We start from the raw sequence: 25921 nt of genomic DNA, 5'->3' as shown, positions 1-25921 counted from the left end.
TTCCCTCCTTCTCTAGCAAGCGTGGGAAGCGTCAATCCTGACCGTCTTTTTCAATCGTGATGATGCCTGACAGATTGCAGACTAACTGCGACTTGCTCAGCAAGGCATGCTCGTTGTCGATGAGCACATCGTGTTTTCCATCTGTCCATTTCGAGGTCGTCTGTGGTACACACTCCCCCCCACCTGCCGCTTTGCAAAACCCAAAGCACCCGATATTCACACCGGGAACATGATCGGCAACATTCATGACAGGCTTATCTAGGCTATAAACGCCATGGCACAAGGGTAAATTCAATACGCCGGGGTCGGTTCCCTGACTGCACTTGAGGGTCGCTCCCCTCACGACATATGAGTACTCGGGGCTGAACAACCCCATTGCAAGTAATTGAAGTAACGCTAGCATCTTTAGACCTATCCCCCTTTCCAAAAAATCCTCTTCAAGCAACTTCCATAATTCGTCTTATTTTTACATTCCATCTAATAATCGGGATAAACTAGTAAATGTTTTATGGGTCAAACGTCCCGTTTCCTTATTTTTCTAAATAACCCAAAAAGGCCTCCACCAACTCTGCAATGGTTGGGGAAGCCTTCTTGAAAGAAAAAGCATTCTCGTTATATGGTTACACTCTCTTCGATCACCAGTTCACCGTTTGTCGCATCGAGACTGGCCTCTACACCCAGAGGGAGGGCAATGTTGCATGCACCATGTCCGATCTGAATGTTCCAGATGGTTGGCTTTCCGTACGGTACGACGATATTTTGAAACACATCCCAGACAGAGAAGCCTTCGCGCTTTTTCGGCTCACAATCGGTCCATGTCCCGATGACAACGCCCGCACAATCATCAAACAAGCCGCCTTGAGCAAGCTGTGTCAGCATGCGGTCGATCCGGTATGGCTCTTCGTCGATATCTTCGAGGAACAACAGCTTGCCTCTCGTATCGAGCTGGTAAGGCGTCCCCATCAAAGCAGAGACGAGGGCGAGATTCCCGCCGACTACGGGTCCAGCTGCCTGACCTTCGACGAGACAGACGATTTCTTCCCCAGGCGGATTAATGATCGCTCCCAATGGCTCGGGGCGCGTCATGGCGCGAAGCAAATATTGCTTGGACCAATCATCCAGTCCATGTGCGATGTCTGAGGTTGCCATCGGTCCGTGAAGGGTAGCCATATTCGCACGCTGTCCGAAAACGCTATGTAGCGCCGTAATGTCGCTGTAGCCGATAAACAGCTTTGGGTTTTGGGCGATGAGGTCATAATCGAGCACGGACAGAATTTGCGGGGAACCGTAACCGCCACGCATGCACATGATCCCGTCCACTTCCTCGTCGACGAACATGGCATTCAGCTCAGCCGCCCGGTGCTCAGGAGTTCCCGCCAAATACCCACCGTACGATTCTCGGCACGTATCCGATATTTTCACCTTGTATCCCAAACCTTGCAGCTCTGCCATTGCTTTGTTCAGCACTTCTTCTGTAGCAGGGCTAGAGGTTGCCACTACTCCGATTGTATCTCCCGCTCGCAATGCCTTCCCTTTATTCATCTGACCAGTCTCCTCCTCCGGTTTCTCTCCCCATTATCGTACATCTGTGTCAAATAGTGCATAGCCATTTTCGCAGCTTGCGACTTGCAGACGGCTGACTGATTCCGAGCGCTTCCGCTACCTTTGTCGTCGTCTTATGCTGCTCATACGCCCGGTGCACGAGTTGGCGCTCCACCTCATCCATTGCATCCTGCATCGCCATCACACGATCGACCTTGATCCCTTTGGCCTCACTGTATTCTTGGTTATGAATATAACGCGGAATTTGCGCGGGCGTAATGAGGACATCGTGAGACGTAACGACGAGCCGTTCCATCACATTTTCCAACTCCCGCACATTGCCAGGCCAATCGTATTCGCTGAGAATGCGATAGCAGGTATCGGCGAGCTGTCTTTCCAAACAGTACTTTTGCGAAAAGACATTGAGAAAGTAATGAACGAGCACGGGTATCTCTTCCTGCCGTTCGCGCAGCGGTGGAATTTCCAACGGAACGACGTGAATGCGATAGTACAAATCCTCGCGAAACTTGCCTTCCTTGACCATTTGCCGCAGGTTTTTATTCGTGGCTGTGATCAGCTTTACATCTACTTTTCGCGAAACAGAGCTGCCTACGGGCGTAATCGTTTTTTCTTGCAACACATTCAACAGCTTCACTTGCAAGGAGAGTGACATCTCCCCGATCTCGTCCAAAAACAGCGTGCCTCCGTTTGCCTTTTCAATCAAACCTGCCTTGCCATCTTTGTCCGCTCCTGTAAAAGCACCCTTTTCATAGCCAAACAGCTCTGACTCCAGCAAAGTCTCAGGAATGGCTCCGCAGTTGATGTGCACGAAAGGCTTGTCCACTCGTGGACTGCACTCGTGGATGTATTTTGCCAGCACGCCTTTTCCAACGCCAGATTCCCCCAGAAGGATCATAGATGATTCTACCTGCGACAGTTTTTTAGCCATCATGGCGACCTGCTCCATGGACTGACTGCGGTAGATCAAGCTCGTCTCTCCTTTTTTTCTGTTGTTCTCCTTGGTCATTTCACTCTGCAAGACCGTCCCGACGTACTTGACTTCATGTAATTCCTGCTGTAGTTGCTCCTGGCTAGTGATATCAATGAACGTATGGATTACTCCGCTAAAATTCCCTTCCTGATCCCAAATTGGTGTGCCTTCTACAAAAAGCTTGCGATTTTTACGAGTGGTTTGAATCGTGTGTACCTTTTTCTTGTCGCGAATAACCCGCATCGTGATCGTTGGAGCAAAATAGCCGAGGTGATGAAACTCCTCGATCGGCTTGCCCATCATCTCCCTGGGATCGATTCCGAAAAATTCTTCATATCGTTCCGAGCCATACAAAGTCCTTCCTTCTGCGTCTGTTACGTACACGATATCAAACAGCGAGCCTATCAGGGCTTCATAATCGATCATGACGCTCTCTACCTCCCGTGCCCCCCGCATCTTGTGGAGTGACACGTACATAGCGATTCGTCGGTCTGCCTACCCCACCATAGCTGACATCCATTCTGACACTCCCGCTCTTCTCCAGATAGTCCAAATACCGTCTGGCCGTCACTCTCGCGATCCCTACGCGTTCGGCCACGTCATCTGCCGAGAGCGGCTGACTCTCTTTCTCGATCTGGCGCATGATTTGCTCCATAGTAACAGCGTGCAGTCCCTTCGGTAGCACTGCCCTGCCTGGAGTAGCACCGGATTGTTCTTTTTCTGGACTTTTGCGGAATAACAGCTGGTCGACCTCATCCTGGGATGCGGTTCCCTCCCAATCAATCTGGCGGCGAAATTCTCGATAGTTTTCCAACGACTGCTTGATCCGTTCAAACTGAAACGGCTTGATAATATAGTCCATCGCCCCATTGCGCAGCATGGACTGAATCGTGGTCTTGTCCTTTGCAGCTGTCACCACGATGACGTCCACAGCATGTTTGGCGGCGCGCAACTCCATCAGCGCCTTTACGCCGTCCTGGATCGGCATGAAAATATCAATGATCACCAAGTCAGGAGTAAGCTCATTCACTAGCTTGATCCCATCTGCCCCGTTTGCAGCAATTCCGACCACAACAAAGCCCGGGACGCGCTCTATGAACTGCTTGTTGATTTCCTGTACCATCGGATCGTCTTCCATTATCAGTACACGAATGTTATCGTTATCCTTCTCCATGAATCTCCACCTCCCCCATCGGAAACGTTATGAGAAAGCTGGCCCCTTCTCCGCGTGCCGAATGGCATGCCAGCTCTCCTCCCCCTTTATTGACCAATTGATGCACCAGATGCAGACCAAGTCCACGGTGCGCACGTTCTTTCGTAGAAAATCCCCGTTCCAGCATGCGTCGGCGCGTCTCTTCATCCATGCCGATTCCATTGTCCTCCACCAAAATGGAGCAAATCTCTTCGTCTTGCTCGATACTGATCATGATCTCCTTCTCCTCGCGTTCGATTCGCTCCAGTGAATCAAAGGCATTCTCGATCAGATTTCCCAATATAAGCACGAAATTATGATGATCCATGTACGGCGGAAAACGTTCCAAATGACTCCTGCGATCAATGACAACACGAATCCCCAGCTCTCTTCCGCGACTTACTTTGCCGATCAAGAGCCCAGATAAATTCTCATCCATGATCCGCGTCGTTAAAAAGGAGGTGAGCTCCTCCTGCTGCTCGTTGACCTCGAACAAATATGTGAGAGCCTTTTCATGCTGTTGGAGCTGAAGCAAGCCTGCGATGGTATGCAAATGATTCATGTGCTCGTGATTTTGTACCCGCAGTGCACCGACGAATTCTTTTACACCCGTCAGCTCCTCCGCCATTCTCGCCACTTCTGTTCTGTCCTGAAAAATCGCAATTGCGCCGACGATTTTTTCCTCGACCTTGATCAAAAAACGGTTGGACCAGAGCAGCGTATTGCCAACATGAATTTCAGTGTTGGTAAAATTCTGGCGTAGCTCCAGCACTTCTGGTAATCTGGTGTCGTGCAGGACAGACCGTATGTGCTTGCCCAGCACCTCTCCTTCTATGCCAAAAATTTGCTTCGCCCTGTCGTTAAAGATCGTGATTCGCTCCCGATTGTCGATGGCGATGACTCCCTCATGCATGGCATGGAAGGTTGCGGTTCGCTCTACTAGGATTCGTGCGATTTCGTCCGGCTCCAGGTCGAGCATCTGCTTTTTCATGTGACGGGCCAACTGATAAGAGCCCCACACCCCGAACAATAAGGAGAAGAAAAAGGTCAGCGCGATATTGTTTCGCTCACTGTACAAGATCCCCCAAACATCAGGCATCACACGTCCGACCAGGACAACACCCACCTGCTGATGCTGGTCATCCATGATCGGCACATAGGCCCGCAGAGCAGTCCCCATCTCTCCTTTGACTTTTTGAAAATAGGAGTGCTCGGCATAGGCCTCATCTACCGCAGGGTCCATGAATACCGTGCCAATCCGCTCATCTAGCGGGTCTGAGTAACGGACACGCTCCATATTCAGCACGACGATATACGTCACATCGTTGACGACGCGCAGGCTGTTTGCTGTCGGTTGGATGACCTTCCACCCGTTTGGTTCCTGAATGCTTTTCTGTACATTGGGAATCGTCGCAACCGTGCGCGCTGTGGTCATCAACCGTTGTCCCAGTTGGGTTTCCGTAATCCGAATAATCCCTCCGGCCATGATCAAGTTTCCAATGATCAAGGAAAAAAGAACGATTCCGACGGAGAGTAGCATAATCTTCCATTTGATTGTTAAGCGTTCAAACAGGTTCGTTCTTTCCTTTCCATTGGGTTTTTACTCAAATTCATTAAACGTAAGCAGGTGTATGAAAATGAAATCGTTAGTAACCAGTACATTCATTGTCCTGCTCGGACTTGTGAGCGCTGTCATTATAGGCTTCCGATCAGATTTCCTGATGGAAAACAGAGGATACGACGAAGAACAGGTCGGGCTGTCCAATCAAATTATTATCAAGTTCAGCCACGTGATCGCGGAAAATACGCCAAAGGGGCTCAGCATCGAACGTTTTTCACAGTTGGTGAAGGAAAAGACAAACGGACGTGTAGAAGTACAGGTCTTTCCCAACAGTATCCTCCACACCGAGAAAACCGAGATGACTGCCTTGCAAAACGGCGAGATCCAGATGATCGCACCTGCATTCTCCTATCTCTCTAACAGCATTCCCGAGTGGGCTGTCCTTGATCTGCCTTATCTGTTTCGATCGCAAGAGGATGTCGAAACGGTATTCAATGGGGAAATCGGCCAAATACTATTCGACAAGCTTGAAGATTCCGACATGAAAGGGCTCGCCTTCTGGGGAAGTGGCTTTAAACAAGTGACTGCCAATCGTCCGTTGGTCATGCCTTCCGATTTTGTCGGTCAACGTTTGCGCATCATTCCCGGCAACGTGATCGACGCTCAGTTTCGCACGCTCCAGGCAATCCCTGTAGGCTCTTCCTTCAATGAATTATACAGCATGCTGGCTGCCGGAAAAGTAGACGGCGAAGAAAATACAATCTCCAATGTGTACACCAAACGGCTCTACCAAGTACAAAAGCATATGACGATCAGCAATCACAGCTATTTGGGCTACGCTGTCATCATTAATAAGACGTTTTGGAACAATCTTCCCCCCGATATTCAGCAGGCCATATCGGAAGCGATGCAGGAAGCGACAGCTTACAATAATCAATTGGCTGTTTCGATGAATGATAAACAGCTGCGCTTGCTCCAAGAAAATGGGAGAATGCACATCCACTTACAGACAGCAGAAGAGCGTGCGGCCTGGATCACAGCGTTGCAGCCTGTCTACGATCAATTCGCTCCGAGTATCGGAGAACCCTTGATGCAGAAAATCAGAGAGCTCCACCAACGCCGGTGAAGCTCTCAAGCAATCTCCTCACTCTGCTCCTTGCGCATGGGCAAAATCAACGTAAAAACCGATCCCTCTGACGTGCTTTTTGCGAGGAGGAGATCTCCGCCTAGAGCCTTCGCCATCATGCGAGAATAGGACAGTCCCAAACCGAGTCCACGTACTTTGTCTTTTTTATTGCTTCCCCGAAAGAAACGCTCGAACACAAGAGGCTGTTCCTTTGCAGGTATTCCTGGCCCATCGTCTTTGACGTCGATGCGTAAATCGGTGTCCGTTTCGTAGAGAGTGAGCGCTATGCTCCCCTTCTCACCGACAGCCTGTTTCGCGTTGTTCAAAAGATTAATCAAGATTTGCTGCACACGGCCCGGATCGACATAGATCATCGTCTGGTTTTCCAGAACCCAAACGGTAAACGTGACGTGACCGAGGTCATGGACAATCTGCCATTGTGAGGCGATCTCGCGGATCAGCTTGTTCACGTTTTGCTCTTCCTGACAAACGGTGATCGCTCCTACGGCAAATGAATTGAAGTCTAGCAAATCCTCTACCATTTTTTGCAGGCGCTTTGTTTCCTTCAGGCAGATTTCCAAAAACTCCTTCTGCTCCTCACCGGAAACCACCTCGTCGTTAATTGCCTGGATTAATCCGCTAATCGACGTAACGGGGGTTTTCAGCTCGTGTGTCACCCCAGCCAAAAGCTCTGTTCGCATGCTTTCTAACTGCCGCAGACGGTCGGCCATCTCCGCAAATGTATGCACCAACTCGTGAATTTCCTTTTCCTTGATCGTTTTATTGATCAAGACGTCGTAATTTCCCTCTACGATCTGTCGTGCGGACATCACCACATTTTGAATCGGTTCAGACAGCTTCCGCGCATGAAAATAAATAACCGCCCAGCCAAGCACACCCAAACTTCCGAGCATGATGACCAAATATTGGATTTCTTCTTTACCTACCTTGATATCTGTTTCTGGGAAAAGCAAGATCACTTTGCCTATTATTCGATCATTGTATTCCAAATTTTTTCTGATTACATACAGGGTCTCACCTGACGGATGCCTCACTTTATCCCGCGTATCCGCCTGCTCCAACAACTGAGGAGCTGCCTGCTGCAAGGGCGGCGGGAGCTTGGTTGGCCGACTGTAAACGACCTCCCCTTTTACATCCTCAATGAACAAAATCAGATTGCGATCAACGCCCATAAACTTGCGCCGATTGTCCAATACCTGATGAAGTTTTTCCCCCACCAAAATATTTCCAACATCATCAACAACTCGATCAGCCACTTCCTCTGCAAACAATCGCGTGACCTCGATCTGCTTTTCAATCGCAGCATACTTGATCCAATAGGCAGAAACAGCTCCAATGATGAGCAGTCCGATCACGAGGGTGAGCAGATAGCGTGTGGTCCAATAGCGCAGCAGCGATACGGGCTCATTGTTTTTTATAAACACAGAATTGATACCCAACCCCTCTTTGCGTCTTGATCTCGCCTTCCTGAACTGGCCAATTCTCCAGTGTCTTTCTGACCCGCTTGATCGCCAGGTCTACAGCACGGTCACTGCCACCATAGTCCATTCCCCATACTTGTTCGATCAATTGCTCACGGGTAAAGGTCTGATTCGGATTTTGTGCCAGAAAAAGCAGCAAGGACAAATCGCGCGGGTGAAACGTCAGTTCGAGACCGTGCAACGTCACGTGGTGGGACTGAAAGTTTATTTTTAAGCTTCCAAATAGTCGGGTTTCCTGATCTTTCACCAAAATAACGGAGCGGCGCAACACCGCATTGACTCGTGCAACTACTTCATCCGCGACAAAAGGCTTCGTTATGTAGTCATCGGCCCCTTGATTGAGTCCTTTGAGCTTTTGGTCTGTTTGACCGAGCGCTGTCATGATAATGACCGGACAGGAGCTCTTTTCGCGAATGTACTGGAGGATCTCCCATCCGTTGCGTTCAGGGAGCATGACATCCAACAGAACCAGATCCGGCTTTTTCTCATCAAAAAGCTCCATGGCCTCGATTCCATCGTTCGCTTGCCAGACCTCATACCCTGCCTTTTGCAAGTAAGCCTTCAGCACGCGCGATATCACCAGTTCATCTTCTACCAACAAAATGCTTTTCATAACTTCCCTACCTGATTTACAGACATATGATCATTCCTATTCGAGAATTCTCGCATGGCCTCTCTAATAGTCTACGTACTGCTATTCTATCAGTTTACATCCTCGTATTAAAATTTGGCTTTGATGTTTTTGGAAAATAGGAAAAAAGCCTTGCATCCTGTGAAAAGGAGCAAGGCTTTTTTTGTGAGAAATGTCCCCACTTTATATCATTTTACACGTCAAAGTTGATGTCTTCGTCGCTAGCATCGCCTTCGAACTCATAGATCGTATCGTCAGAGTCGCTGTCGATGATTTCGCCCGTAATATCGGCATCTTCGAAATCTTTATCCTTCCAGATATCTTTGATGATATCTTCAACGAGAGCCTCTACATCGCCATCGTCATCCAGATCATCGAATTCATCTTGGTATTTATCCAGATTGATCTCGATTTCTACGTCGATATCATCCTCATCGCCCTTCAGGGAGATATTCCATTTGAGGTCTTTGTAGTCATCGTAATCAGAATTCAGATCATCTTCCAGATCATCCAAGGCATCCTGAATATCATCATCTTTATTGTTATTATTGTTTTTCTTGTTGTTTTTCAAATCAGAGATCTCTTTGTTCAGGCTATCGATGGTGTTTTGCAGGCTTCTGATTTGAGCATCACGTGCAGCCAACTCGTTTGCGTGCTGGGAGTTAGGCAGGTCTTTTACCGTAACGGTGTACTTCGTGCCATCCCATGCTACATCCTTGTTGAATACGCCAGCCATCATGCGAAGTGGAATGTACGTGGTTCCGTTTACGATGAATGGTTCGATTGTCGTTGGAACAGTTGCACCGTTATAGATAACTTTAATGTTGTTGTACTTAGCTTGCAGATTCTTCGTTCCAGTCGCTGCTTGAGAGCTCGTCGGAATAAGCGTGGTAGTCAGAATCAACGCTGAGGCAATCGCCAGGTATTGCTTCTTGAACATAGAAAATCCTCCATTCTCCCGGTTGTCTATTTCTTCGTGTCACTATGTACATCTCCTACTTTACCTATCGTTCGTGTCGAGAGTATGTCAACAATTGATTTTTTCCTTTCCAATTTGAGGGGATTTCTATGACCAAAAGGACCAAAACAACCAATATGACCGTATCATTTTCAATTTTTCACACAATTTATACAATGCGAAGGAGAGGGATAAAGCGCTTTCAACACTTGAAGGAGGAATGGATTCTATGCGGATCAACTTTAAAAATCTGACCGTACAGGTCGTTATTGCCATCATACTCGGTATCCTAGTTGGTCATTTTGCACCCAAATTTGGCGCAGAGCTGAAGGTGCTGGCCGATATTTTTGTCAAACTGATCAAAATGGTCATTCCACCAATTGTCTTCTTTACCGTAGTGAACGGAATCGCCAGTATGGGAGACATGAAAAAGGTCGGAAAGATCGGCGGAAAAGCGCTGCTCTATTTTGAAATCGTTACCACAATCGCATTGGCGATCGGACTGTTGGTTGTCAACCTGATCAAGCCTGGTGTAGGCTTTGACAAAACGGGCCTGACCAGTGGGGATGTCTCCAAGTACACCGAGGCTGCTGCTCAGAGTAACAACGGTTTTATTGATTTTATTACGGCGATCATCCCGGAAAATGTCGTCGGGGCTATGGCAAATGGCGAGCTGTTGCCCATTCTGTTCTTCGCTGTCCTGTTTGGTCTCTCACTCGCTGCCATGGGGCAAGCATCCCAGCCTGTCATCAAGCTGTTTGATAAGCTGGCACACGGATTTTTTGGTGTCGTCAACATGATCATGAAGGTTTCTCCGCTAGCTGCATTTGGCGCAATGGCGTACACGATTGGCAAATTCGGCATCGGTTCGCTGACCAGACTGGGCCTTTTGATGACAGCTGTCTACATCACGATGTTTTTGTTCATTATTCTCATACTGGGCGGAATCGCCCGCTACTACAAATTCAACATCTTCTCGTTTATCAAATACATTCGGGAGGAAATCCTGCTCGTGCTTGGCACCTCATCCTCAGAGTCGGCTCTTCCGAGAATGATGGATCGTCTGGAAAAGTATGGCTGCTCCAAATCCGTTGTCGGTCTGGTCGTGCCGACGGGCTACTCGTTTAACCTGGATGGTACCTCGATCTATTTATCTATGGCTGCCATTTTTATCGCCCAGGCATATGGCATCGAGCTCAGCTTCTGGGAACAAGTCACCCTTTTAGGAATCCTGATGATTACGTCAAAAGGGGCTGCCGGTGTCACAGGTTCTGGTTTCATTACACTTGCCGCTACCTTGGCAGCCTTTCCTATCATTCCGGTCGAAGGCATTGCCCTCTTGCTCGGCGTTGATCGATTCATGTCAGAAGCTCGTGCCATCACGAATCTGATCGGAAATGGCGTAGCTACCGTGGTCATAGCCAAGCATGAAAATGAGTTCCATCCGGGACGCGTCCAGCAAACAGACGAAACCGCCATCGAGTCGGACAACGATTCAGAAGCAAAACCGATCACGGCCTAGTCCATATAAAAAAGAGGTTCTCCTATTGGGAGAGAACCTCTTTTTGCTTTAGTCATTTGGCCATGTCTTACGAAGCTCCTGCTCAAATTGGCGCAGGTGATTAATTCGCTTCTGTGCTGCCTGATACTCCTCCTGCCAGCCCTCTTTTTCGCGCTCCCTGATCAGCTCCGCCTTTTTCTCCAGCTCCCTTACCTCATTGCGCAATGCGATCACGATGTCCAATAGCTCATCCAGATCCATGGAACGCATGTCTTGGATAAATGCCCATTCTGCTTCTGTTAATCGATACTGTTTGTTGGCCATGTTTCATCATCCTTAAAATAACCTCTATCGAAGCCCACTCATGGAGGAGCGACTGCGTTTTAGAGGAAAGTTAATATTCCTGTCCGTTTATAAGTGTGTCAGTTTTTAATAAAAATGTTTCATTTTGAAGAAAAATGACGTCATTTCGTGTATAATAGTGGATGTAGGTATGAATGTCGACAATAATCCGCATAACAGGGGGGGATTATTACTAAAATATCACCGGATTGGATATAATTCCAAATAATTATTGACGACTTGTTGCTCACTAGGAAAAAAAGAGCAGCTATCTATGCCAATACAGTGTTTTGTGCAAAGGAGGATCTTATCATGTTCTCTATTAGAGAATCCGATTTACCAGGAATCGGTAGGAAGTACCAGGTCGAAACCAGAAGTGGCGAAAAGCTGGTTATCGTCATTCATGATGACGGCCGCCGGGAAATGTATCACTTTGACCGTGATGATATGGACGAAACAATCTCCATGGTTACCCTTGACGATGATGAGGCGAGACAAATTGCTGCCATCGTAGGCGGCTTGACGTACAAACCATCTGCACTGGAAACAGTCGAGGTTGCGTTAGACAAACTCATGATCGAATGGTACAAGATTGAATCGAACGCTCCTGCCATTGGCAAGACGATTGGGGCACTCAACATTCGTCAAGAAACAGGCGCTACCATCATCGCTGTTATCGAAAAAGACCATAAACAAACGATTAATCCCGGCCCCGAGTATGTCCTTTGTACAGGATCTACGTTGGTCGTTGCAGGTGAACGGAAGCAGGTGAAGGCGCTCAAGACTATTCTCAGCAACGGAGGTGAGTGATATTGGAGCACATCGTTTTTGAAGTCGGTCTTGCCCTCGCACTCATAGCAATTGCGGGGTTCCTCTCTATGAAGTTAAAATTCTCCATCGTACCTTTCTACATTCTCGTCGGGATGATCGTGGGTCCACACGCTCCCGACCTCGGATTATTTGATCTCCGCTTTATTGAAAGCGCCCCGCTCATCGAGTTTATGGGCAGACTTGGCGTACTCTTCCTGTTGTTTTACCTCGGACTGGAATTTTCAGTAGGTCGCCTGATCAAGGCTGGTCGTTCCATTGCCGTAGGCGGTACCATCTACATCGTCATCAACTTTACCCTCGGCCTCATATTTGGTTGGGTCGCTGGATTTCCACTCAAAGAAGTTTTGATTATCGCCGGTATTACTACTATTTCCTCCAGCGCCATTGTGGCAAAAGTACTGGTGGATCTCAAACGTACAGCAAATCGCGAAACAGAGATGATCTTAGGGATCATCATGTTCGAAGACATATTCTTGGCCGTCTATATTTCGATCGTGTCCGGCTTGGTGTTAAGCGGTGCAACCTCTCTTGCTGGCGTACTCTCATCCGCATTGATCGCACTCGGCTACATGCTTCTCCTCATTATCGTAGGCCGCAAGCTCGTACCTTTCCTGAATCGGGCATTGAACATCAAATCAAACGAAGTGTTTATGATTACGGTGTTTGCCGCTCTGTTTCTGATTGCGGGTTTTTCCGAAACGATCCATGTTGCCGAAGCCATCGGAGCATTGCTCGTAGGTCTCGTCTTGGCAGAAACACAACACATGAAGCGCATCGAGCACCTCATCCTGCCGTTTCGTGACTTCTTCGGAGCCATGTTCTTCTTCAGCTTCGGCTTGACGATTGATCCATTGGAGCTGGGTGGAGCCGTATGGTTGTCCATCGCTGCAGTCGCCATTACCCTCTTCGGTAACGTCGTGGCCGGACTTTTGGCTGGCCGAAGCGCCGGACTGTCTCCCAAGGCTTCTACCAATATTGGACTGACCATCGTATCTCGCGGTGAGTTCTCCATCATCATGGCTAATCTCGGAAAAGCGGGCGCACTCATGGAAATATTGCAGCCTTTTGCAGCTCTTTACGTTTTGATTCTCGCCATTTTGGGTCCATTGTTGACCAAGGAATCCAAGCATATTTACAAGTTGCTCAATGCTGTGTTTCGTCTGGATAGAAAGGCACCAGTCAAAGAACCAGAAAACAAAGCAGACACTGGATAATAGGAGAGACATCACTACCGACAGCAGATATGCCTGCTGTCGGTTTTTCTATTTGATCGCAGATAACATGTTCTCCATGATTTCTTCACTCATCGGGCCGATGTATTTATTCTGGACCACTCCGTTCGAATCAATGATGTAGCTGGTCGGAATCGAAATGGCTTTGTACACATTCGCCACTTCTTTATCGGGATCGAGCAAGATCGGGAAGGTAATGCCATATAACTTCACAAAATCCGCCACCGCTTCCGGGCTCGTCTCCGTATCCGTCAGATTAACCCCGAGAATAACGACGCCTTTTTCCTTGTTCTCTTCATAGTAACGCTGCATGTCCGGCATTTCTGCACGACAAGGAGGACACCACGTCGCCCACAGATTAAGAATGACTTTTTTCCCCCGTAAATCGGATAGCTTGACCGTACCGCCGCCTACCTGCTGCAGTTCAAAATCCGGAGCGGTATTTCCTTTTTCAATGCCAATCTGCCCGTTGCCTTGCTCGCCAGATGAAGCAATGGGCTCCTGCCTATTCAAGAATTCCGCATCAAAAATGCCCCATCCCAAAAGCCCCAAGAGTACGACGATCGCCCATGCATTATGATATTTCTTCATGGGTCGTTCCCCCTATCTGCTTCACTCGTCTGGACAAAAAGAGCAGCAAGAGAGCGAATGCATAGTACATGAGCTGATCGCCGGAAAGTCCTGCAAACATAGCTTCTCGATTCGGAACAAAGAAGTGCACATAGACTTGGCTAATGGCAAACCACATCACGGGTGCAAGCCAAGCCGCAAGTTGAATGAGTCCTTCCTTTGCCCGATGCAGCCACCAAAGAAAGAAGGCGCATATCGCGACTTGTTGTACGTGATACCACATGCTGCTCTGTTCTAACACGACCGTGAGTAGCTGGTAAACACCAGTTGCAGTGAGAAAGCCTGTCGCCATTCCCAAGGCAACGAAATGAACAGGAATCGCTTTTTTGCGTACCGTCTTGGTGAGGTACACGACAACTGCCACGACTGCCAGCATGGCTCCGTTTTCTCCCCCTGAAAAATAGAGAATGGACGAGGGATTTTCCACCGCTTTTGAAAAATAAAACAGGACGTAGCTGAACTTCCAAACGAGAAACGCCAGCAGCAATGCATTACTCAACAGCTCAATAACAGCTGATTTCATTTTTCGGTTATGTGTAAGCTGAGCGGAAATGGCCACAAAGCCGAGCGAAAGCGAAACAATGACCGCCAGCATGCTCATTTTCAATAAAAAGGGACCCATTTGAAAAGCATCGGACATTTTCGTTTCCTCCTTCAGGAAAATGTCTTACTCTAGAGAAGACAAGTATCCAAACAATTATCACCATATCAGGAAATGGGGAATAAAGGAATGCTCACAAATATTTTTACTTTGCAGGAGCGCTATGCCCTTGCTTTTTCTACACGAACGGAGCATCCACAAGTGCGCGTATACCGCGATGAATCGGTCCCGGACATGTATAGCCATAATTATACAGAAATTATATCGGTTCCCACGCAAGACTGGTTACGAGCTTACATTGAGCAAGAGCTACATCATGCCAAAGAACAGCAACTCGGTCACTTGAAGCTGGAGCTGCACCCGTCGCTACCTTTTTCAGAAGAGTTCGTGTCTTTTGCCACCCAACTTGGGTTTGAAGTAAATACGATGCTGTACATGCTTGCACCGCTGGAGGTTGCCGATAAACTAGCGCCGAATCCACAATGCTCCGTTTTACGTGGGGATTCACTCGAAGTGAAGGAAGCAGGCATTCGCTGTCTTACTGCTAGTGATTCCGTCATGATCAATCCTGATTTTGCTGTCCGAAAAGCGAACCGGAAAAGAGAGATTTATGAAAACGGCGAGATCATACCGTATGTATGCTTTGTCGATCAAGAGCTGGTCGGTGCATGTGAATGGCATCTTTACAAGGAGCTCGTTCGTATGGAGGAATTTTTTATACTGGATGCCTGGCAGCGTAGAGGATTCGGCACGGAAATTATTCGGGTCATGATGCAGGACGCCAAAAAACTCGGCGCCACCCATATGTACTTGACGACCTATGCAGATGATACGCCACAGGAAATGTACAGCAAGCTCGGCTTTCAAGAGGTCCAAAGGCATTTGGAAATGATCTGGCTAAAGAACTAAAAAAGCTCCCACTAAGTAGCTAAGTGAGAGCCATCCTATTTTCAGCGTTGATCTAGTCTTTTGTTAAGCAGCGCCTCGGCCTCTCGATCCCTTCGGTCGGTTTCGCCGCTTTTGGTCCATTGTAAAAATCGGTCGTCCAAAAGCTCTGCCAAGATTGCCCGTCTGTCCGCTTCGCTTACCACCAGCGAGAGTACTTGTCTTCTCATGCTGCCGAGAAAAAGCGTGTAGTCCTCGTATTCAGGTCCCACCCACTCTTCGAGCTGGCGGCGCATTTTCTTCGCCAGACCCGGGTTGTTCCCACCCGTAGAGATAGCAATCTGCAAGTCTCCACGTGCAACGACGGATGGAACAGTAAACGAACAGAGGTCGGGGCGATCAACGATATTGATCCACTGCTGCGGACGGCACGCTTCGTATACAGCCAGATTGACGGCGGGATCACTCGTCGCCGCGATAATGAGCACTGCCTCCTCTACGTCCTGTGGGGTAAAGGGGCGCAGTGCTACCATCAGCTTTTTAGCGTGTGCCCATTCAAGGATGGTTGCCGTACAGGAGGGACTCACAACGGTGACATCCGCACCAGCAGCAAGCAGACTGCCGATTTTCCGCTCAGCTACCTGCCCGCCACCGACCACCAAGCAACGCTTGTTTTGTAGATTGACCATCATGGCATAGTGCGTCACGAGCGTTCCCTCCCCTCGGCTTCCTATTGTTGCACTTGCTCCATTCCAAGCGTAGCTTCAAACCAGTTGATTTTCTCACGCATCTTCACGACATCACCGACCAAAATGATAGCTGGATTCGTGATGTGACTGTTTTCCGCCAAACGTTCCTCAATATCAGCCAAGGTACCTGTTACCACCGCTTGCTGCGGGAGTGTTCCCCAAGAGATGACGGCTACTGGCGTATGCGGATCGCGTCCGTGCCTGATTAACTGGGTGCGGATCAACGGCAGATTGGCTACCCCCATGTAAAAGGCAACAGTGTCGATGCCATTCGCGAGAGCACGCCATTTTTCTACAGCCAGCTCCGGCTTGTCTTCGCGCAAATGTCCCGTCACGACAGCAAATGACGAGCCGTGATCGCGGTGTGTCACCGGAATACCCGCGTACGCCGAGGCTGCAATTCCAGCTGTTACTCCCGGGACGATTTCAAAGGCAATTCCTCGCTCAGCCAAAAGCTGCGCTTCTTCTCCCGCACGACCAAACACGCAAGGATCGCCACCTTTTAAGCGAACGACAACTTTTCCTTCCAACGCTTTTTCCGCTAACAGCTCGTTAATTGATTCCTGTCTCATCGTGTGATGATCTGGCAGCTTGCCGCAGTAGATGCGTTCTGCCGTCTGTGGCACGTACTCCAGCAGGGCTGGATTTGCCAGACGATCATACACAACCACCTCTGCCTTTTGCAGGCATTCCATTCCTTTTACCGTAATCAGCTTTGGATCGCCAGGGCCAGCTCCTACGAGATAGACTTTGCCCGCGCCGCTCATCGGTCACTTACTCCTGCTGATGCAAATGTCGCCATCTCACGAACCATCCGTGTCGCTGCTTCCACGATTGGAAACGCCAATGTTGCGCCGCTTCCTTCTCCCAGTCGCAAATTCAGACTGAGCAATGGCTCCTTGCCTAATGCTTGCAGGACAAAATCATGCCCCGGCTCCTCAGAACGGTGACCCGCGATCAAGTAATCAGCAACGAGTGGCTCCATGCGAACAGCAAGCAAAGCCGCTACTGTAGCGATAAAGCCGTCCAGCAGCACAGGGACACGGCGAGAAGCTGCTCCCATGATCGCTCCTGCCATTGCTCCGATTTCCAGTCCGCCGACTTTTGCCAAAACGTCCAACGGATTGGTTGCATCCGGGCGATGCAGCGCAAGCACGTCACGAACAACTGCCTTTTTACGCTGCCAGCCTGCGTCATCCAGCCCTGTTCCTCGTCCGACGATTTGCTCAGGATCAGCTCCTGTTAAGGCTGACAGAATCGCACTGCTAGCTGTCGTGTTGCCAATCCCCACTTCACCGACGATCAGGACTTTGGCGCCTTCCCCGATAATCGCTTCTGCCATTTCAAGGCCAACTGCGATGGAGCGCTGCGCTTCGTCTGCGGTCATCGCTGCTTCTTTCAGCATATTGCCCGAGCCTGCTCTGATTCGCTTGTTGTAAACACCCGGTGCTTCGACCTCGACCGCTACACCGACATCTACGATTTTTTGGATGGCTCCGATTTGTCTAGCGAAGACGTTGACTCCAGCTCCGCCATGAACCATATTCAGCACCATTTGCGCTGTCACTTCCTGCGGATAGGCAGAGACACCTTCCCGTGCCACACCGTGATCGGCCGCAAAAACAAGCACGCCCGGCGGTGTCACAACAGGCATCGTCTCACCTGTCATCCCAGCCAGCTCAATAGCCAATTGCTCCAAGCGACCAAGGCTGCCAAGCGGCTTGGTCAACTGATCCACATGCTGTCTCGTTTGCTCACTTGCTTCCTGATTTCGTGGCTCAATCGCCGGATAAATGACTGACATTATACTTGCACCTCTTTTTCTTGAAAAGCCTTCATGTACTCTTCGATCGTATCCAACTTCACATGGCGACGAACGGTATCCGCCAACAGATCGTACCCCTGCTCTCTCAGAGCGACAAAGGATGGGCGATCCGTGATGGGTGGGAGACCTTTTTTCTCACGGATGGTATTCAGCAACAGAGTGCGGAAGTGGTCATTGTGGAACAGGCCATGAAAATACGTACCGATCAACTGCCGCTCCTCCTGACAATAGCCCTCCGTTCGCCCCTCCATCTGGATAAAAGGAAACTCATTGCTAGAATAAGCAGATTGCCCCATGTGAATCTCGTAGCCTTCCACCGTCAGTTTTTCCTTCGCAAATACTGCTTCACCACTGGACAAAACTGTCGTTTTCTTCTGCTCCATCGTCGTGATCATCGGGATGAGACCTAGCCCATCAAGCTGCTGCAACGGAGACTCGACCCCAGCAGGATCGTGAATAGAATCTCCCAGCATTTGATAGCCTCCGCACAAACCGACGATATACGTCTTCCCTTTATGATGAAGGTCTTTGACCGCCGCGGCAAGACCTGTCTCTCGCAGAAATTGCAAATCCTCAAGTGTATTCTTGCTGCCAGGCAAGACAATCAGGTCTGGTTCACCCAGCTCTTCCAAACGTGTCACAAAACGCATCCGGCAATCCGGCTCTACAAAAAACGGGTCCACGTCAGTGAAGTTGGAAATTCGCGGGTAGCGCAAAACGGCAATGTCAATCTCTCGCGGTGTCTCACGCTGACCTTGATAACGGTGCAAAATCAGCGAATCCTCCGCATCGATCCACAAGTCTGGAATAAATGGCACGACACCAAGGACAGGCTTGCCCGTATATTCTTCGAACCAGTCCAGCCCCGGCTGCAAAAGTGTCAAATCACCGCGAAAACGATTGATGATGACTCCGATCACGCGGTCCCGATCTTCGGGTTCGAGCAGCTGGAGGGTACCGACCAAGCTAGCAAACACACCCCCACGCTCGATGTCTGCCACCAAAATGACAGGCGCGTTCGTGAGACGAGCGACTCTCATATTGACAAGCTCGCGGTCATTCAGATTAACCTCTGCCGGACTGCCAGCCCCTTCAATGACGACCCGCTCATAGGAGTTGGCGAGTCGTTGATACGCTTCCTCAATGATCCGCAAACCCTCGTGATAAAATTCCGTCCGATAGGCAAAAGCTTTCATGTTGCCATATGGCTCGCCGTTGACGACAATTTGCGATTCGGAATCCCGCGTCGGCTTGATCAAAATGGGGTTCATGTCAGTCGTCGCCAGAATTCCCGCTGCCTCTGCCTGAACGCCCTGTGCCCGGCCGATTTCTTTTCCATCCAGCGTCACGTAGGAATTCAACGCCATATTTTGCGATTTGAACGGAGCTGTCTTGTAGCCATCTTGGGCAAAAATCCGGCACAGCGCTGTAGCAATCGCACTTTTTCCTGCATCCGAGCTAGTACCTTGTACCATCAACGGGAGGGTTTTAGGCACGAGCGGCCACCTCCGCGCAACGGTTCAACCAACGCTCAACCAGTTCGGGATTGGAGCCGAAATGCAGGTGAGTATAGCCTGCGACCAGATTATCTTGGACATAGCCCTCCGGCTTCGTACCGCGAAGTCCTTTGGTCTCATATGCTGCTGGCAGCTCTTGTTCCGAAGCATACGTAGAGTAATGGAATTCATGCCCTTTTGCCTGTTCCTCGGTGCCGAGCAAGAAATTGCCTTCCTTGCCGCGCACTTCCCGATAGCCAAGCGCCGCGAGCTTTTTCTGCATGGTCACCTTGCCTGGGATGAGCCCCACCATTGGATAGCTGTCACCCTCGGTCGTCACGATTGCCTCTGTCAAAAACATGTAGCCGCCGCACTCAGCCAAGGTAGGCAAGCCTTTTGTGATCGCGGATCGGATCGATTGTTTCACCGCTTCATTTTGCGATAGCTCGGCCGCAAATTCCTCTGGGAAGCCTCCTCCGATGTACAAGCCATCCGCGTCTTCAGGCACTCCCTCTCCGGCCAGCGGAGAAAAGAACGCGAGCTTCGCGCCATATGCTTCGAGCAGCTCCAAATTTTCCGGATAGTAAAAATGAAAAGCAGGGTCCTTCGCTACAGCAATGGTGACATCGGCAGATGCTTTTCGCGGAGCAAACAGCGTAGGTTCTGCTTGCAGTGGCTCTGCCTTTGCCAAGTCCCAAATTTGCTCCAAATCGACTGTCTCCGCGATCAGATCAGCCAGCTTTTCAAACAGCGGAGTCAGCTCTCCACGCTCGACAGATGGCACCAATCCGAGATGACGTTCCGGTATTTCCAGCTCGTTTTCCCGTTTCAGGTAACCAACGACCGGAATTCCGCACTCCTGCTCGATCGCTGCCTTGACGATTTTGTGATGCCCTTCACTTCCGACCTTGTTCGCGATGACACCGACGATTCTCGCCTGTGGATTGAGCAGTTGAAAGCCTTTGACAATCGCAGCCGCACTGCGCGCCATGCTCTGACAATTGACCACCAACAGAACCGGAGAGCCAGTCAGGATGCTGATTTCGGCCGTGCTGCCTTTATCACTGGTCGCTTCCTTGCCATCATACATACCCATGACACCTTCGATAATCGAGATGTCTGCACCCTCGCTGCCACGGACAAAAATCTCCTTCACGATCTCGTGCTCCAGCATAAAGCTGTCCAGATTGCGCGAAGCTCTCCCCGTTACAGCCGTATGATACGTGGGATCGATGTAGTCAGGTCCGCACTTGAAGCCCTGTACGGTATGCCCTTTTCTTTTCAGAGCAGCCATCAGTCCGATGGTAACGGTTGTCTTACCCGCTCCGCTGCCTGTTCCGGCAATCACAATACGGCGACTATCCGTCATGCGCGCTCCTCCTCATGATAGGGCATCAATCCGACCGAAATGGTGGTGTTGCCCGACTTCTTCTTAGTCAAAACGAGTCCGTCTGCGCCAGCATACAGCTTTGCGGCGGGCTCGCTTACTCCGTACGCTCCAGTGAATTTGAAGACGGTATCAGACGGATCGCTGATTTCTACCTGATTCAACTCTTCAGGCGAATACCAGATGAATGGCCAGCCGTATTTTTCGCAAACAGCGATCAGACCCGCTTCATCCTTTTTCAGCTCGATGGTAGCCAATGCTTTTACACTTTTGATCGAAAATTGCAGTTCATCCAGCGTTTCTTTGATGACTGCTTCGATCTCCTCTGCGGAAGTTCCACGGTTGCAGCCCATCCCGAGCACGATTACCTTCGGACGATAAAGGACGCCGTTGTCCAAAATCGATTGTTCCTCCGATGTGAGCAAGCGATGAGAAACTACTAGAGCAGCTTGCGGTTGATCGGCTTTTGCCTCAGCGATTGTCGCGTATTCTTTGATGGACGGTGGCATCGGTGTGTCATGCATCCACCAGTCGCGTTCACCAGATTCATTGATGACAGCTACGCGCTCTTCATTTACGACAGAAGCACTAACAGGGGTCAGCTTTTCAGCGGAATCCCACTCCCAGCCAAAACGTCTACCGAATAGATCCACCGGAATCGTCTTTTGTACGTCAGACGCTGTCGTGATAATCGGACGAGCACCCATGACTGCCGCTACCTCGCGAGCCAGCTCATTGGCACCGCCCAAATGACCGGACAGCACACTAATGACATTCTCCCCACGGTCATCGACGACGACGACACCTGGGTCTTTCTTTTTATCTTCGAGCAAAGGTGCGATCATCCGAATAACCGCACCCAGTGAAATGATGATGATTAAACCTTTATAAGCAGGCCAGAGAGCAGGAAACAGCATCCGCACACTGTTCGAAAACAGCTGGATGCCGCGCGCTTCCTCATCTCCACGCTCGAATTTGCTCATGTAGTACAGGTCTGTTCCAGGAAATTTTTGCGCCAAATCACGCGCCATTTCCACCCCGTGCTTTGTGATCGCAACAATGGCATAGTCTCCGCGCTGTTCGATAACAGGGATTTCTCCCTCGATCAGTTCGATGATCTTCATTATTCCTTCACACCTTTTCTGAACCCGTGCGTAAAGGTTTTGTCGTACAGCTTGGAACGGTACTGCTCGCTCTTGTCGTGGATGTTCGGGTCCAATGCCCAGCCAGCCAAAATCATTGCGTGTTTGCGAATGCCGTTTTTACCCATGTCTTCGTCCAAGTTTTTCAACGTCGTGCGGACGATCAATTGATCCGGCCAACTCGCACGTTGTACGACTGCGACAGGTGTGTCCTCGCTCCAGCCAGCTTCCACCAGCTCGCGGACTACTTTTTTCGTCAAAGTCGCGCTAAGGTATAGAGCCAGTGTGCAATGATGCTCAGCGAGTGCACGCAGCTTTTCTCTTTCCGGTACAGGCGTGCGGCCTTCTGCGCGTGTGAGGATGATCGTCTGTGTCAGATCAGGAATCGTCAGCTCGGCTCCTACTGCTGCCGCTGCCGCAAATACTGAGCTCACACCCGGTACGATTTCTACCTCGATTCCTTTTTCCTTTAACAGGGCAATCTGCTCCATGATCGCGCCATAAATCGATGGATCGCCCGTATGCAGGCGTACGACTGTTTTTCCACTGCTAATCCGGTCTACCAATTGCTCTACCATTTCTTCCAATGCCATACCCGAGCTTTGCATTACTTCCGCATTGGGATTGCCGAGTGCAACCAATTCCTCGTTTACGAGAGAATCGGTATACATAATAACGTCTGCCTTTTGCAGCAGCTTCAAGCCTTTTAGCGTAATCAAATCAGGGTCGCCGGGACCCGCACCCACAATGTACAGTTTCATTACTTTTTCACCACCATCAGTGTAAGATAGCTAAGCTCTGCCCGCTCCAGTTCACGCATATCGGTCCAAACCATTTCCTCGGAGGAAGTGACCTTGGTCGCTACCGCTGCCTTTTCAGCCAGCCCCATTTCTTTCAGCAAGCCAATGATCATTGGCAGTACTTTTGCTACCTTCAGGAACACGACGGTATCGTGGTTCTCAAGCGCTTTGCGCATGGCTTCCTTGTCTTCTGTTGCCGGGATGATGCCGATCTGCTCGTCACCATCCGCCAGTGGCAGATTGAAGCGAGAAGCTGCTCCCAGAAACGATGAGACGCCTGGTACGGTCACGATTGGCACTTCCGGGTGCTCCTCATGCATGACGCGCATCATGTGGATAAACGTGCTATAAAACATCGGGTCGCCTTCCGTTACAAAAGCAACATCCTTGCCTTCAGACAGACGCTCCCAAACGATCTCTACCGTGTTGTTCCACTCGCGCTCCAAAATTTCTTTGTCCCGCGTCATCGGGAATACGAGTCCGAGCATTTCCTTGTCTGGGGACTGCACATACAGCTCTGCGATTTGATGCGCGTAGCTTTTGCTGCCCATCCGTTTTTTCGGGTACGCAATCACTGGCGATTGCTGCAACAGACGGAATGACTTCACCGTAATCAATTCAGGGTCGCCGGGACCTACTCCTAATCCGTACAATGTTCCGATCTTGCTCACTTGTTGTCTCCCCCTTGTTCTTCTGCCTGCTTGGCCCAGGCTGTAATGATGTAGATCGGATTCAACGCTTCAAAGCGCGTCAGATTCAAAATCGGCTTGCTGCGTGATAGCTGCGCCAGTGTGACCGATGTCTCGAAGCCCTCCTGCGCAAATGCCTGTGTCGCTTCGTACAGTGTCTCAATCGTCGCTGCGTTTACCACGATCCGGCCATTTGGACGCAGACGTGTGCAGCAGATATTCAACAGCTCGCGCAATTCTCCACCGCTACCGCCGATGAATACAGCGTCCGGGTCTGGGAATTGATCGAGGCCATGTGGGGCGCGTGCATTAACTACTGTCAAATCCGTGCGAAACTTCGCCATGTTCTGGCGGCAGTTTTCCAGATCGTCCGCGTTCTTCTCTACGCCGTACACTTCACCCTCACGCGCCATTCGTGCCGCTTCAATGGCGACAGAGCCTGTGCAGGTGCCGATGTCCCAGACGATGCTTTTGGCATGCAATTGCAGCTGCGCAATGCTTAAAATGCGCACTTCTTTTTTCGTAATGAGTCCCTTGTCCGGCTTGCGTTGGGAGAACTCCTCGTCTGCGATTCCGAACGGCCATACTGGGCTTGGACGGCGTTTTTTCAAAATCACGACATTCAGATCAGAGAAGGCACCGTCCGCCATTTCCTCAAGGGAATACCAGCCTGTCCGCTCTTCGGCACTGCCGAGATTCTCCGCCACAAACGCATCGTACTCGGTCATATGGAACGAAAGGAGGTACTTGGCGATCGCTGCTGGCGAGTTTTCCCGATCCGTCAGCAGTGCGACCTTTTCCTTCCCGTCGATACGCTGTGCCAAACCTTTGATACTGCGTCCGTGCACACTAGCAAGTGTCGCATCCTGCCATGCTTCTCCCATTTTGGCAAAAGCGAGCTGGATGGAGCTTAGGTGCGGGTAAATCTCCACGTTCAGCTTTTTTGCAAGTAAGCTGCCGATCCCGTAAAAGAGCGGGTCACCTGACGCCAGAATGACTGTCTTGCGCGTCTCCGTGCTTAGCTCCTCCACCATGGCAGTCAGACCGCCCTTCAGCACACGCTTCTCCCCTTTATACTCCGGGAAAAAGCTGAGGTGTCGCTCTCCTCCAACCAACAGTTCACTTTCTTCTATCCAAGTCCGGTACAACGGCAGCAGGCTCTGCTGTCCATCATCCCCGATTCCAATTACTTTCATCGCCTGTGTCATTGATCGTCACCCTTCCCAACAGGGACCCTTTCATTGTGATGATGATGGTCTCAACCTCGATGCCGCCGCCCACTTCCTTTAGTGCAGCGCGACAGCAGTTTTCGCACATGATCTCGAAAAAGGCGGGCGTGTCCACCATCATATCGCCTACCTGCGAAGCGGTGTTCGCCCCCAAAATTTCGTCAATACGCTCCTGCGAAGCTTCCGCATCTGCTGCCATATGAGCGAGGAAGCCGAAGTCGACGGGTGCGCTTTTGGAATGAACCATCATGACGCCCTGCGCTACCTTGGAAAACTTGCCCATCATCCCGACCAAGGTCACTTTGCGCATCTTTTTGTTCTTACACTGTTTGAGGGAAAAGCCGACGAAATCGCCCATTTCCACGAATGCTTCTTCCGACAGCTCTGGATAAGTAGCGACCCCGTAAGATTCACTCTTTCCACCCGTCGACAGCACAATATGATCGCAGCCGGCTTCCTTGGCGACATTGACCGCTTGCGCCACACTCGCCTTGTAGGCAGAAGTGGAAAACGGCACCACGATTCCGCGCGTCCCCAAAATGGAGATGCCGCCGAGTATGCCGAGTCGTCCATTCAATGTTTTTTTTGCGATTTCCTCGCCCGCAGGCACGGAGATGACGATTTTGATCCCGCGTTTCGTCCCGTACTCATCCAGAACAGCCTGCGCGGTTTCCCTGATCATTTTGCGCGGGACGGGATTGATCGCTGCCTCGCCAATCGGAACGGGCAAACCTGGCTTGGTCACCCGTCCCACACCGAGTCCGCCATCCAAAATAATGCCGGGCTCATCTGACCATTCTACGGAAGAGAGGATCAGGGCACCGTGTGTCGCGTCAGGGTCGTCTCCCCCATCCTTGATCGTTCCTGCTGTCGCCCTCTCCAATGAAAATTCACAGCTCTCCATCTGAAAGGTGACATCCTCACCGATTGGCAGGCGAATCGTCGCTTGATTTTGCTCTTCCTGGGTAATCAACGCGATCAAAGCAGCCTTGGTCGTCGCCGTTGCGCATGATCCAGTCGTATATCCGTGGCGGAGGGGCTTTGCCTCTTTTTCGTCCGATGCTGCTTTGGCTGCCATC

The 25921-nt window shown here is 50.2% G+C and carries 26 protein-coding genes; 5 read left to right on the top strand and 21 right to left on the bottom strand.

What is annotated here, in order from left to right; translation table 11 throughout:
* Positions 1–31: 31 nt before the first annotated feature.
* From ACQ5DJ_RS12330 to ACQ5DJ_RS12310, 5 genes are all read right to left on the bottom strand, one after another.
* Positions 32–403 (bottom strand): DUF4280 domain-containing protein, encoded by a 372-nt coding sequence (locus tag ACQ5DJ_RS12330; RefSeq protein WP_429842734.1) that lies wholly within the window; start codon positions 401–403, stop codon positions 32–34.
* 209 nt (positions 404–612) lie between these two features.
* A complete protein-coding gene (locus ACQ5DJ_RS12325; RefSeq protein WP_429842733.1) occupies positions 613–1542 on the bottom strand; it encodes a S66 peptidase family protein in 930 nt (309 codons plus the stop codon).
* A 49-nt stretch (positions 1543–1591) separates the two neighbouring features.
* On the bottom strand, positions 1592–2959 hold the full coding sequence (locus ACQ5DJ_RS12320; protein ID WP_429842732.1) for a sigma-54 interaction domain-containing protein: 1368 nt from the start codon (positions 2957–2959) through the stop codon (positions 1592–1594).
* Positions 2946–3707 carry a response regulator gene (locus ACQ5DJ_RS12315; RefSeq protein ID WP_429842731.1) on the bottom strand — a complete coding sequence of 254 codons (762 nt, stop codon included), beginning with the start codon at positions 3705–3707 and terminating at the stop codon, positions 2946–2948. The genes ACQ5DJ_RS12320 and ACQ5DJ_RS12315 overlap by 14 nt, the downstream gene beginning before the upstream one ends.
* Complete coding sequence (locus ACQ5DJ_RS12310; protein ID WP_429842730.1) at positions 3694–5265, bottom strand: ATP-binding protein; 1572 nt, start codon at positions 5263–5265, stop codon at positions 3694–3696. The genes ACQ5DJ_RS12315 and ACQ5DJ_RS12310 overlap by 14 nt, the downstream gene beginning before the upstream one ends.
* A 97-nt stretch (positions 5266–5362) precedes the next feature.
* On the opposite strand from ACQ5DJ_RS12310, the gene ACQ5DJ_RS12305 reads away from it, so the two are divergent.
* A complete protein-coding gene (locus ACQ5DJ_RS12305) occupies positions 5363–6412 on the top strand; it encodes a DctP family TRAP transporter solute-binding subunit (protein ID WP_429842729.1) in 1050 nt (349 codons plus the stop codon).
* A 5-nt stretch (positions 6413–6417) separates the two neighbouring features.
* On the opposite strand, the gene ACQ5DJ_RS12300 is transcribed toward ACQ5DJ_RS12305, so the two are convergent.
* The 3 genes from ACQ5DJ_RS12300 to ACQ5DJ_RS12290 form a co-directional block, all read right to left on the bottom strand.
* Positions 6418–7872 carry an ATP-binding protein gene (locus ACQ5DJ_RS12300; protein ID WP_429842728.1) on the bottom strand — a complete coding sequence of 485 codons (1455 nt, stop codon included), beginning with the start codon at positions 7870–7872 and terminating at the stop codon, positions 6418–6420.
* Positions 7838–8527 carry a response regulator transcription factor gene (locus ACQ5DJ_RS12295; RefSeq protein ID WP_007725990.1) on the bottom strand — a complete coding sequence of 230 codons (690 nt, stop codon included), beginning with the start codon at positions 8525–8527 and terminating at the stop codon, positions 7838–7840. Before ACQ5DJ_RS12295 ends, ACQ5DJ_RS12300 begins: the two co-directional genes overlap by 35 nt.
* A 211-nt stretch (positions 8528–8738) precedes the next feature.
* Positions 8739–9485, bottom strand: a complete 747-nt coding sequence (locus ACQ5DJ_RS12290) for a stalk domain-containing protein (protein WP_429842727.1) — start codon at positions 9483–9485, stop codon at positions 8739–8741.
* A gap of 247 nt (positions 9486–9732) precedes the next feature.
* On the opposite strand from ACQ5DJ_RS12290, the gene ACQ5DJ_RS12285 reads away from it, so the two are divergent.
* Positions 9733–11025 (top strand): dicarboxylate/amino acid:cation symporter, encoded by a 1293-nt coding sequence (locus tag ACQ5DJ_RS12285; RefSeq protein WP_429842726.1) that lies wholly within the window; start codon positions 9733–9735, stop codon positions 11023–11025.
* A 48-nt stretch (positions 11026–11073) separates the two neighbouring features.
* Here the strand turns inward: ACQ5DJ_RS12285 and ACQ5DJ_RS12280 are convergent, their stop codons facing one another.
* On the bottom strand, positions 11074–11328 hold the full coding sequence (locus ACQ5DJ_RS12280; protein ID WP_429842725.1) for a hypothetical protein: 255 nt from the start codon (positions 11326–11328) through the stop codon (positions 11074–11076).
* Between the two features lie 330 nt (positions 11329–11658).
* On the opposite strand from ACQ5DJ_RS12280, the gene ACQ5DJ_RS12275 reads away from it, so the two are divergent.
* Together ACQ5DJ_RS12275 and ACQ5DJ_RS12270 are read left to right on the top strand one after the other, a co-directional pair.
* Complete coding sequence (locus ACQ5DJ_RS12275) at positions 11659–12156, top strand: cation:proton antiporter regulatory subunit (RefSeq protein ID WP_429842724.1); 498 nt, start codon at positions 11659–11661, stop codon at positions 12154–12156.
* A gap of 2 nt (positions 12157–12158) precedes the next feature.
* Positions 12159–13391, top strand: a complete 1233-nt coding sequence (locus ACQ5DJ_RS12270) for a cation:proton antiporter (protein WP_429842723.1) — start codon at positions 12159–12161, stop codon at positions 13389–13391.
* A gap of 48 nt (positions 13392–13439) precedes the next feature.
* Here the strand turns inward: ACQ5DJ_RS12270 and ACQ5DJ_RS12265 are convergent, their stop codons facing one another.
* Both ACQ5DJ_RS12265 and ACQ5DJ_RS12260 read right to left on the bottom strand, forming a co-directional pair.
* Positions 13440–14000 carry a peroxiredoxin family protein gene (locus ACQ5DJ_RS12265; RefSeq protein WP_429842722.1) on the bottom strand — a complete coding sequence of 187 codons (561 nt, stop codon included), beginning with the start codon at positions 13998–14000 and terminating at the stop codon, positions 13440–13442.
* Positions 13984–14679 carry a hypothetical protein gene (locus tag ACQ5DJ_RS12260; RefSeq protein WP_429842721.1) on the bottom strand — a complete coding sequence of 232 codons (696 nt, stop codon included), beginning with the start codon at positions 14677–14679 and terminating at the stop codon, positions 13984–13986. The genes ACQ5DJ_RS12265 and ACQ5DJ_RS12260 overlap by 17 nt, the downstream gene beginning before the upstream one ends.
* Before the next feature lie 90 nt (positions 14680–14769).
* Between ACQ5DJ_RS12260 and ACQ5DJ_RS12255 the strand changes: the two genes are divergently transcribed.
* Positions 14770–15549: a GNAT family N-acetyltransferase gene (locus ACQ5DJ_RS12255; protein WP_429842720.1), complete on the top strand. Its 780-nt coding sequence runs from the start codon at positions 14770–14772 to the stop codon at positions 15547–15549.
* A gap of 41 nt (positions 15550–15590) precedes the next feature.
* Here ACQ5DJ_RS12255 and ACQ5DJ_RS12250 read toward each other — a convergent pair whose 3' ends face one another.
* From ACQ5DJ_RS12250 to ACQ5DJ_RS12205, 10 genes are read right to left on the bottom strand one after another with little or no spacing between them, the layout of a single operon-like run.
* A complete protein-coding gene (locus ACQ5DJ_RS12250) occupies positions 15591–16232 on the bottom strand; it encodes a precorrin-2 dehydrogenase/sirohydrochlorin ferrochelatase family protein (RefSeq protein ID WP_429842719.1) in 642 nt (213 codons plus the stop codon).
* A 23-nt stretch (positions 16233–16255) separates the two neighbouring features.
* On the bottom strand, positions 16256–17041 hold the full coding sequence (gene cobA / locus ACQ5DJ_RS12245; RefSeq protein WP_429842718.1) for a uroporphyrinogen-III C-methyltransferase: 786 nt from the start codon (positions 17039–17041) through the stop codon (positions 16256–16258).
* Positions 17038–18078 (bottom strand): nicotinate-nucleotide--dimethylbenzimidazole phosphoribosyltransferase, encoded by a 1041-nt coding sequence (gene cobT, locus ACQ5DJ_RS12240; RefSeq protein WP_106836443.1) that lies wholly within the window; start codon positions 18076–18078, stop codon positions 17038–17040. Before cobT ends, cobA begins: the two co-directional genes overlap by 4 nt.
* Entirely contained in the window at positions 18078–19595 is a 1518-nt protein-coding gene (locus ACQ5DJ_RS12235) for a cobyric acid synthase (RefSeq protein WP_429842717.1), read from the bottom strand. Before ACQ5DJ_RS12235 ends, cobT begins: the two co-directional genes overlap by 1 nt.
* Positions 19588–20964: a cobyrinate a,c-diamide synthase gene (locus ACQ5DJ_RS12230; protein WP_429842716.1), complete on the bottom strand. Its 1377-nt coding sequence runs from the start codon at positions 20962–20964 to the stop codon at positions 19588–19590. The genes ACQ5DJ_RS12235 and ACQ5DJ_RS12230 overlap by 8 nt, the downstream gene beginning before the upstream one ends.
* Complete coding sequence (locus ACQ5DJ_RS12225) at positions 20961–22106, bottom strand: cobalt-precorrin 5A hydrolase (protein ID WP_429842715.1); 1146 nt, start codon at positions 22104–22106, stop codon at positions 20961–20963. The genes ACQ5DJ_RS12230 and ACQ5DJ_RS12225 overlap by 4 nt, the downstream gene beginning before the upstream one ends.
* Positions 22106–22885 carry a precorrin-4 C(11)-methyltransferase gene (cobM, locus tag ACQ5DJ_RS12220; RefSeq protein WP_429842714.1) on the bottom strand — a complete coding sequence of 260 codons (780 nt, stop codon included), beginning with the start codon at positions 22883–22885 and terminating at the stop codon, positions 22106–22108. The genes ACQ5DJ_RS12225 and cobM overlap by 1 nt, the downstream gene beginning before the upstream one ends.
* The gene (gene cobI, locus ACQ5DJ_RS12215; RefSeq protein ID WP_144617285.1) at positions 22885–23595 is read right to left on the bottom strand and encodes a precorrin-2 C(20)-methyltransferase; all 711 of its coding nucleotides are present in this window, start codon (positions 23593–23595) and stop codon (positions 22885–22887) included. The genes cobM and cobI overlap by 1 nt, the downstream gene beginning before the upstream one ends.
* The gene (gene cbiE / locus ACQ5DJ_RS12210) at positions 23592–24821 is read right to left on the bottom strand and encodes a precorrin-6y C5,15-methyltransferase (decarboxylating) subunit CbiE (protein WP_429842713.1); all 1230 of its coding nucleotides are present in this window, start codon (positions 24819–24821) and stop codon (positions 23592–23594) included. The genes cobI and cbiE overlap by 4 nt, the downstream gene beginning before the upstream one ends.
* Complete coding sequence (locus tag ACQ5DJ_RS12205; RefSeq protein WP_429842751.1) at positions 24784–25920, bottom strand: cobalt-precorrin-5B (C(1))-methyltransferase; 1137 nt, start codon at positions 25918–25920, stop codon at positions 24784–24786. Before ACQ5DJ_RS12205 ends, cbiE begins: the two co-directional genes overlap by 38 nt.
* Position 25921: the final 1 nt, after the last annotated feature.

The organism is Brevibacillus sp. FIR094, from assembly GCF_050477165.1.
GTDB lineage: Bacteria > Bacillota > Bacilli > Brevibacillales > Brevibacillaceae > Brevibacillus.
Note: the sequence above shows the minus strand (reverse complement) of the source record. Positions and strands in the feature narration are given on the sequence as shown.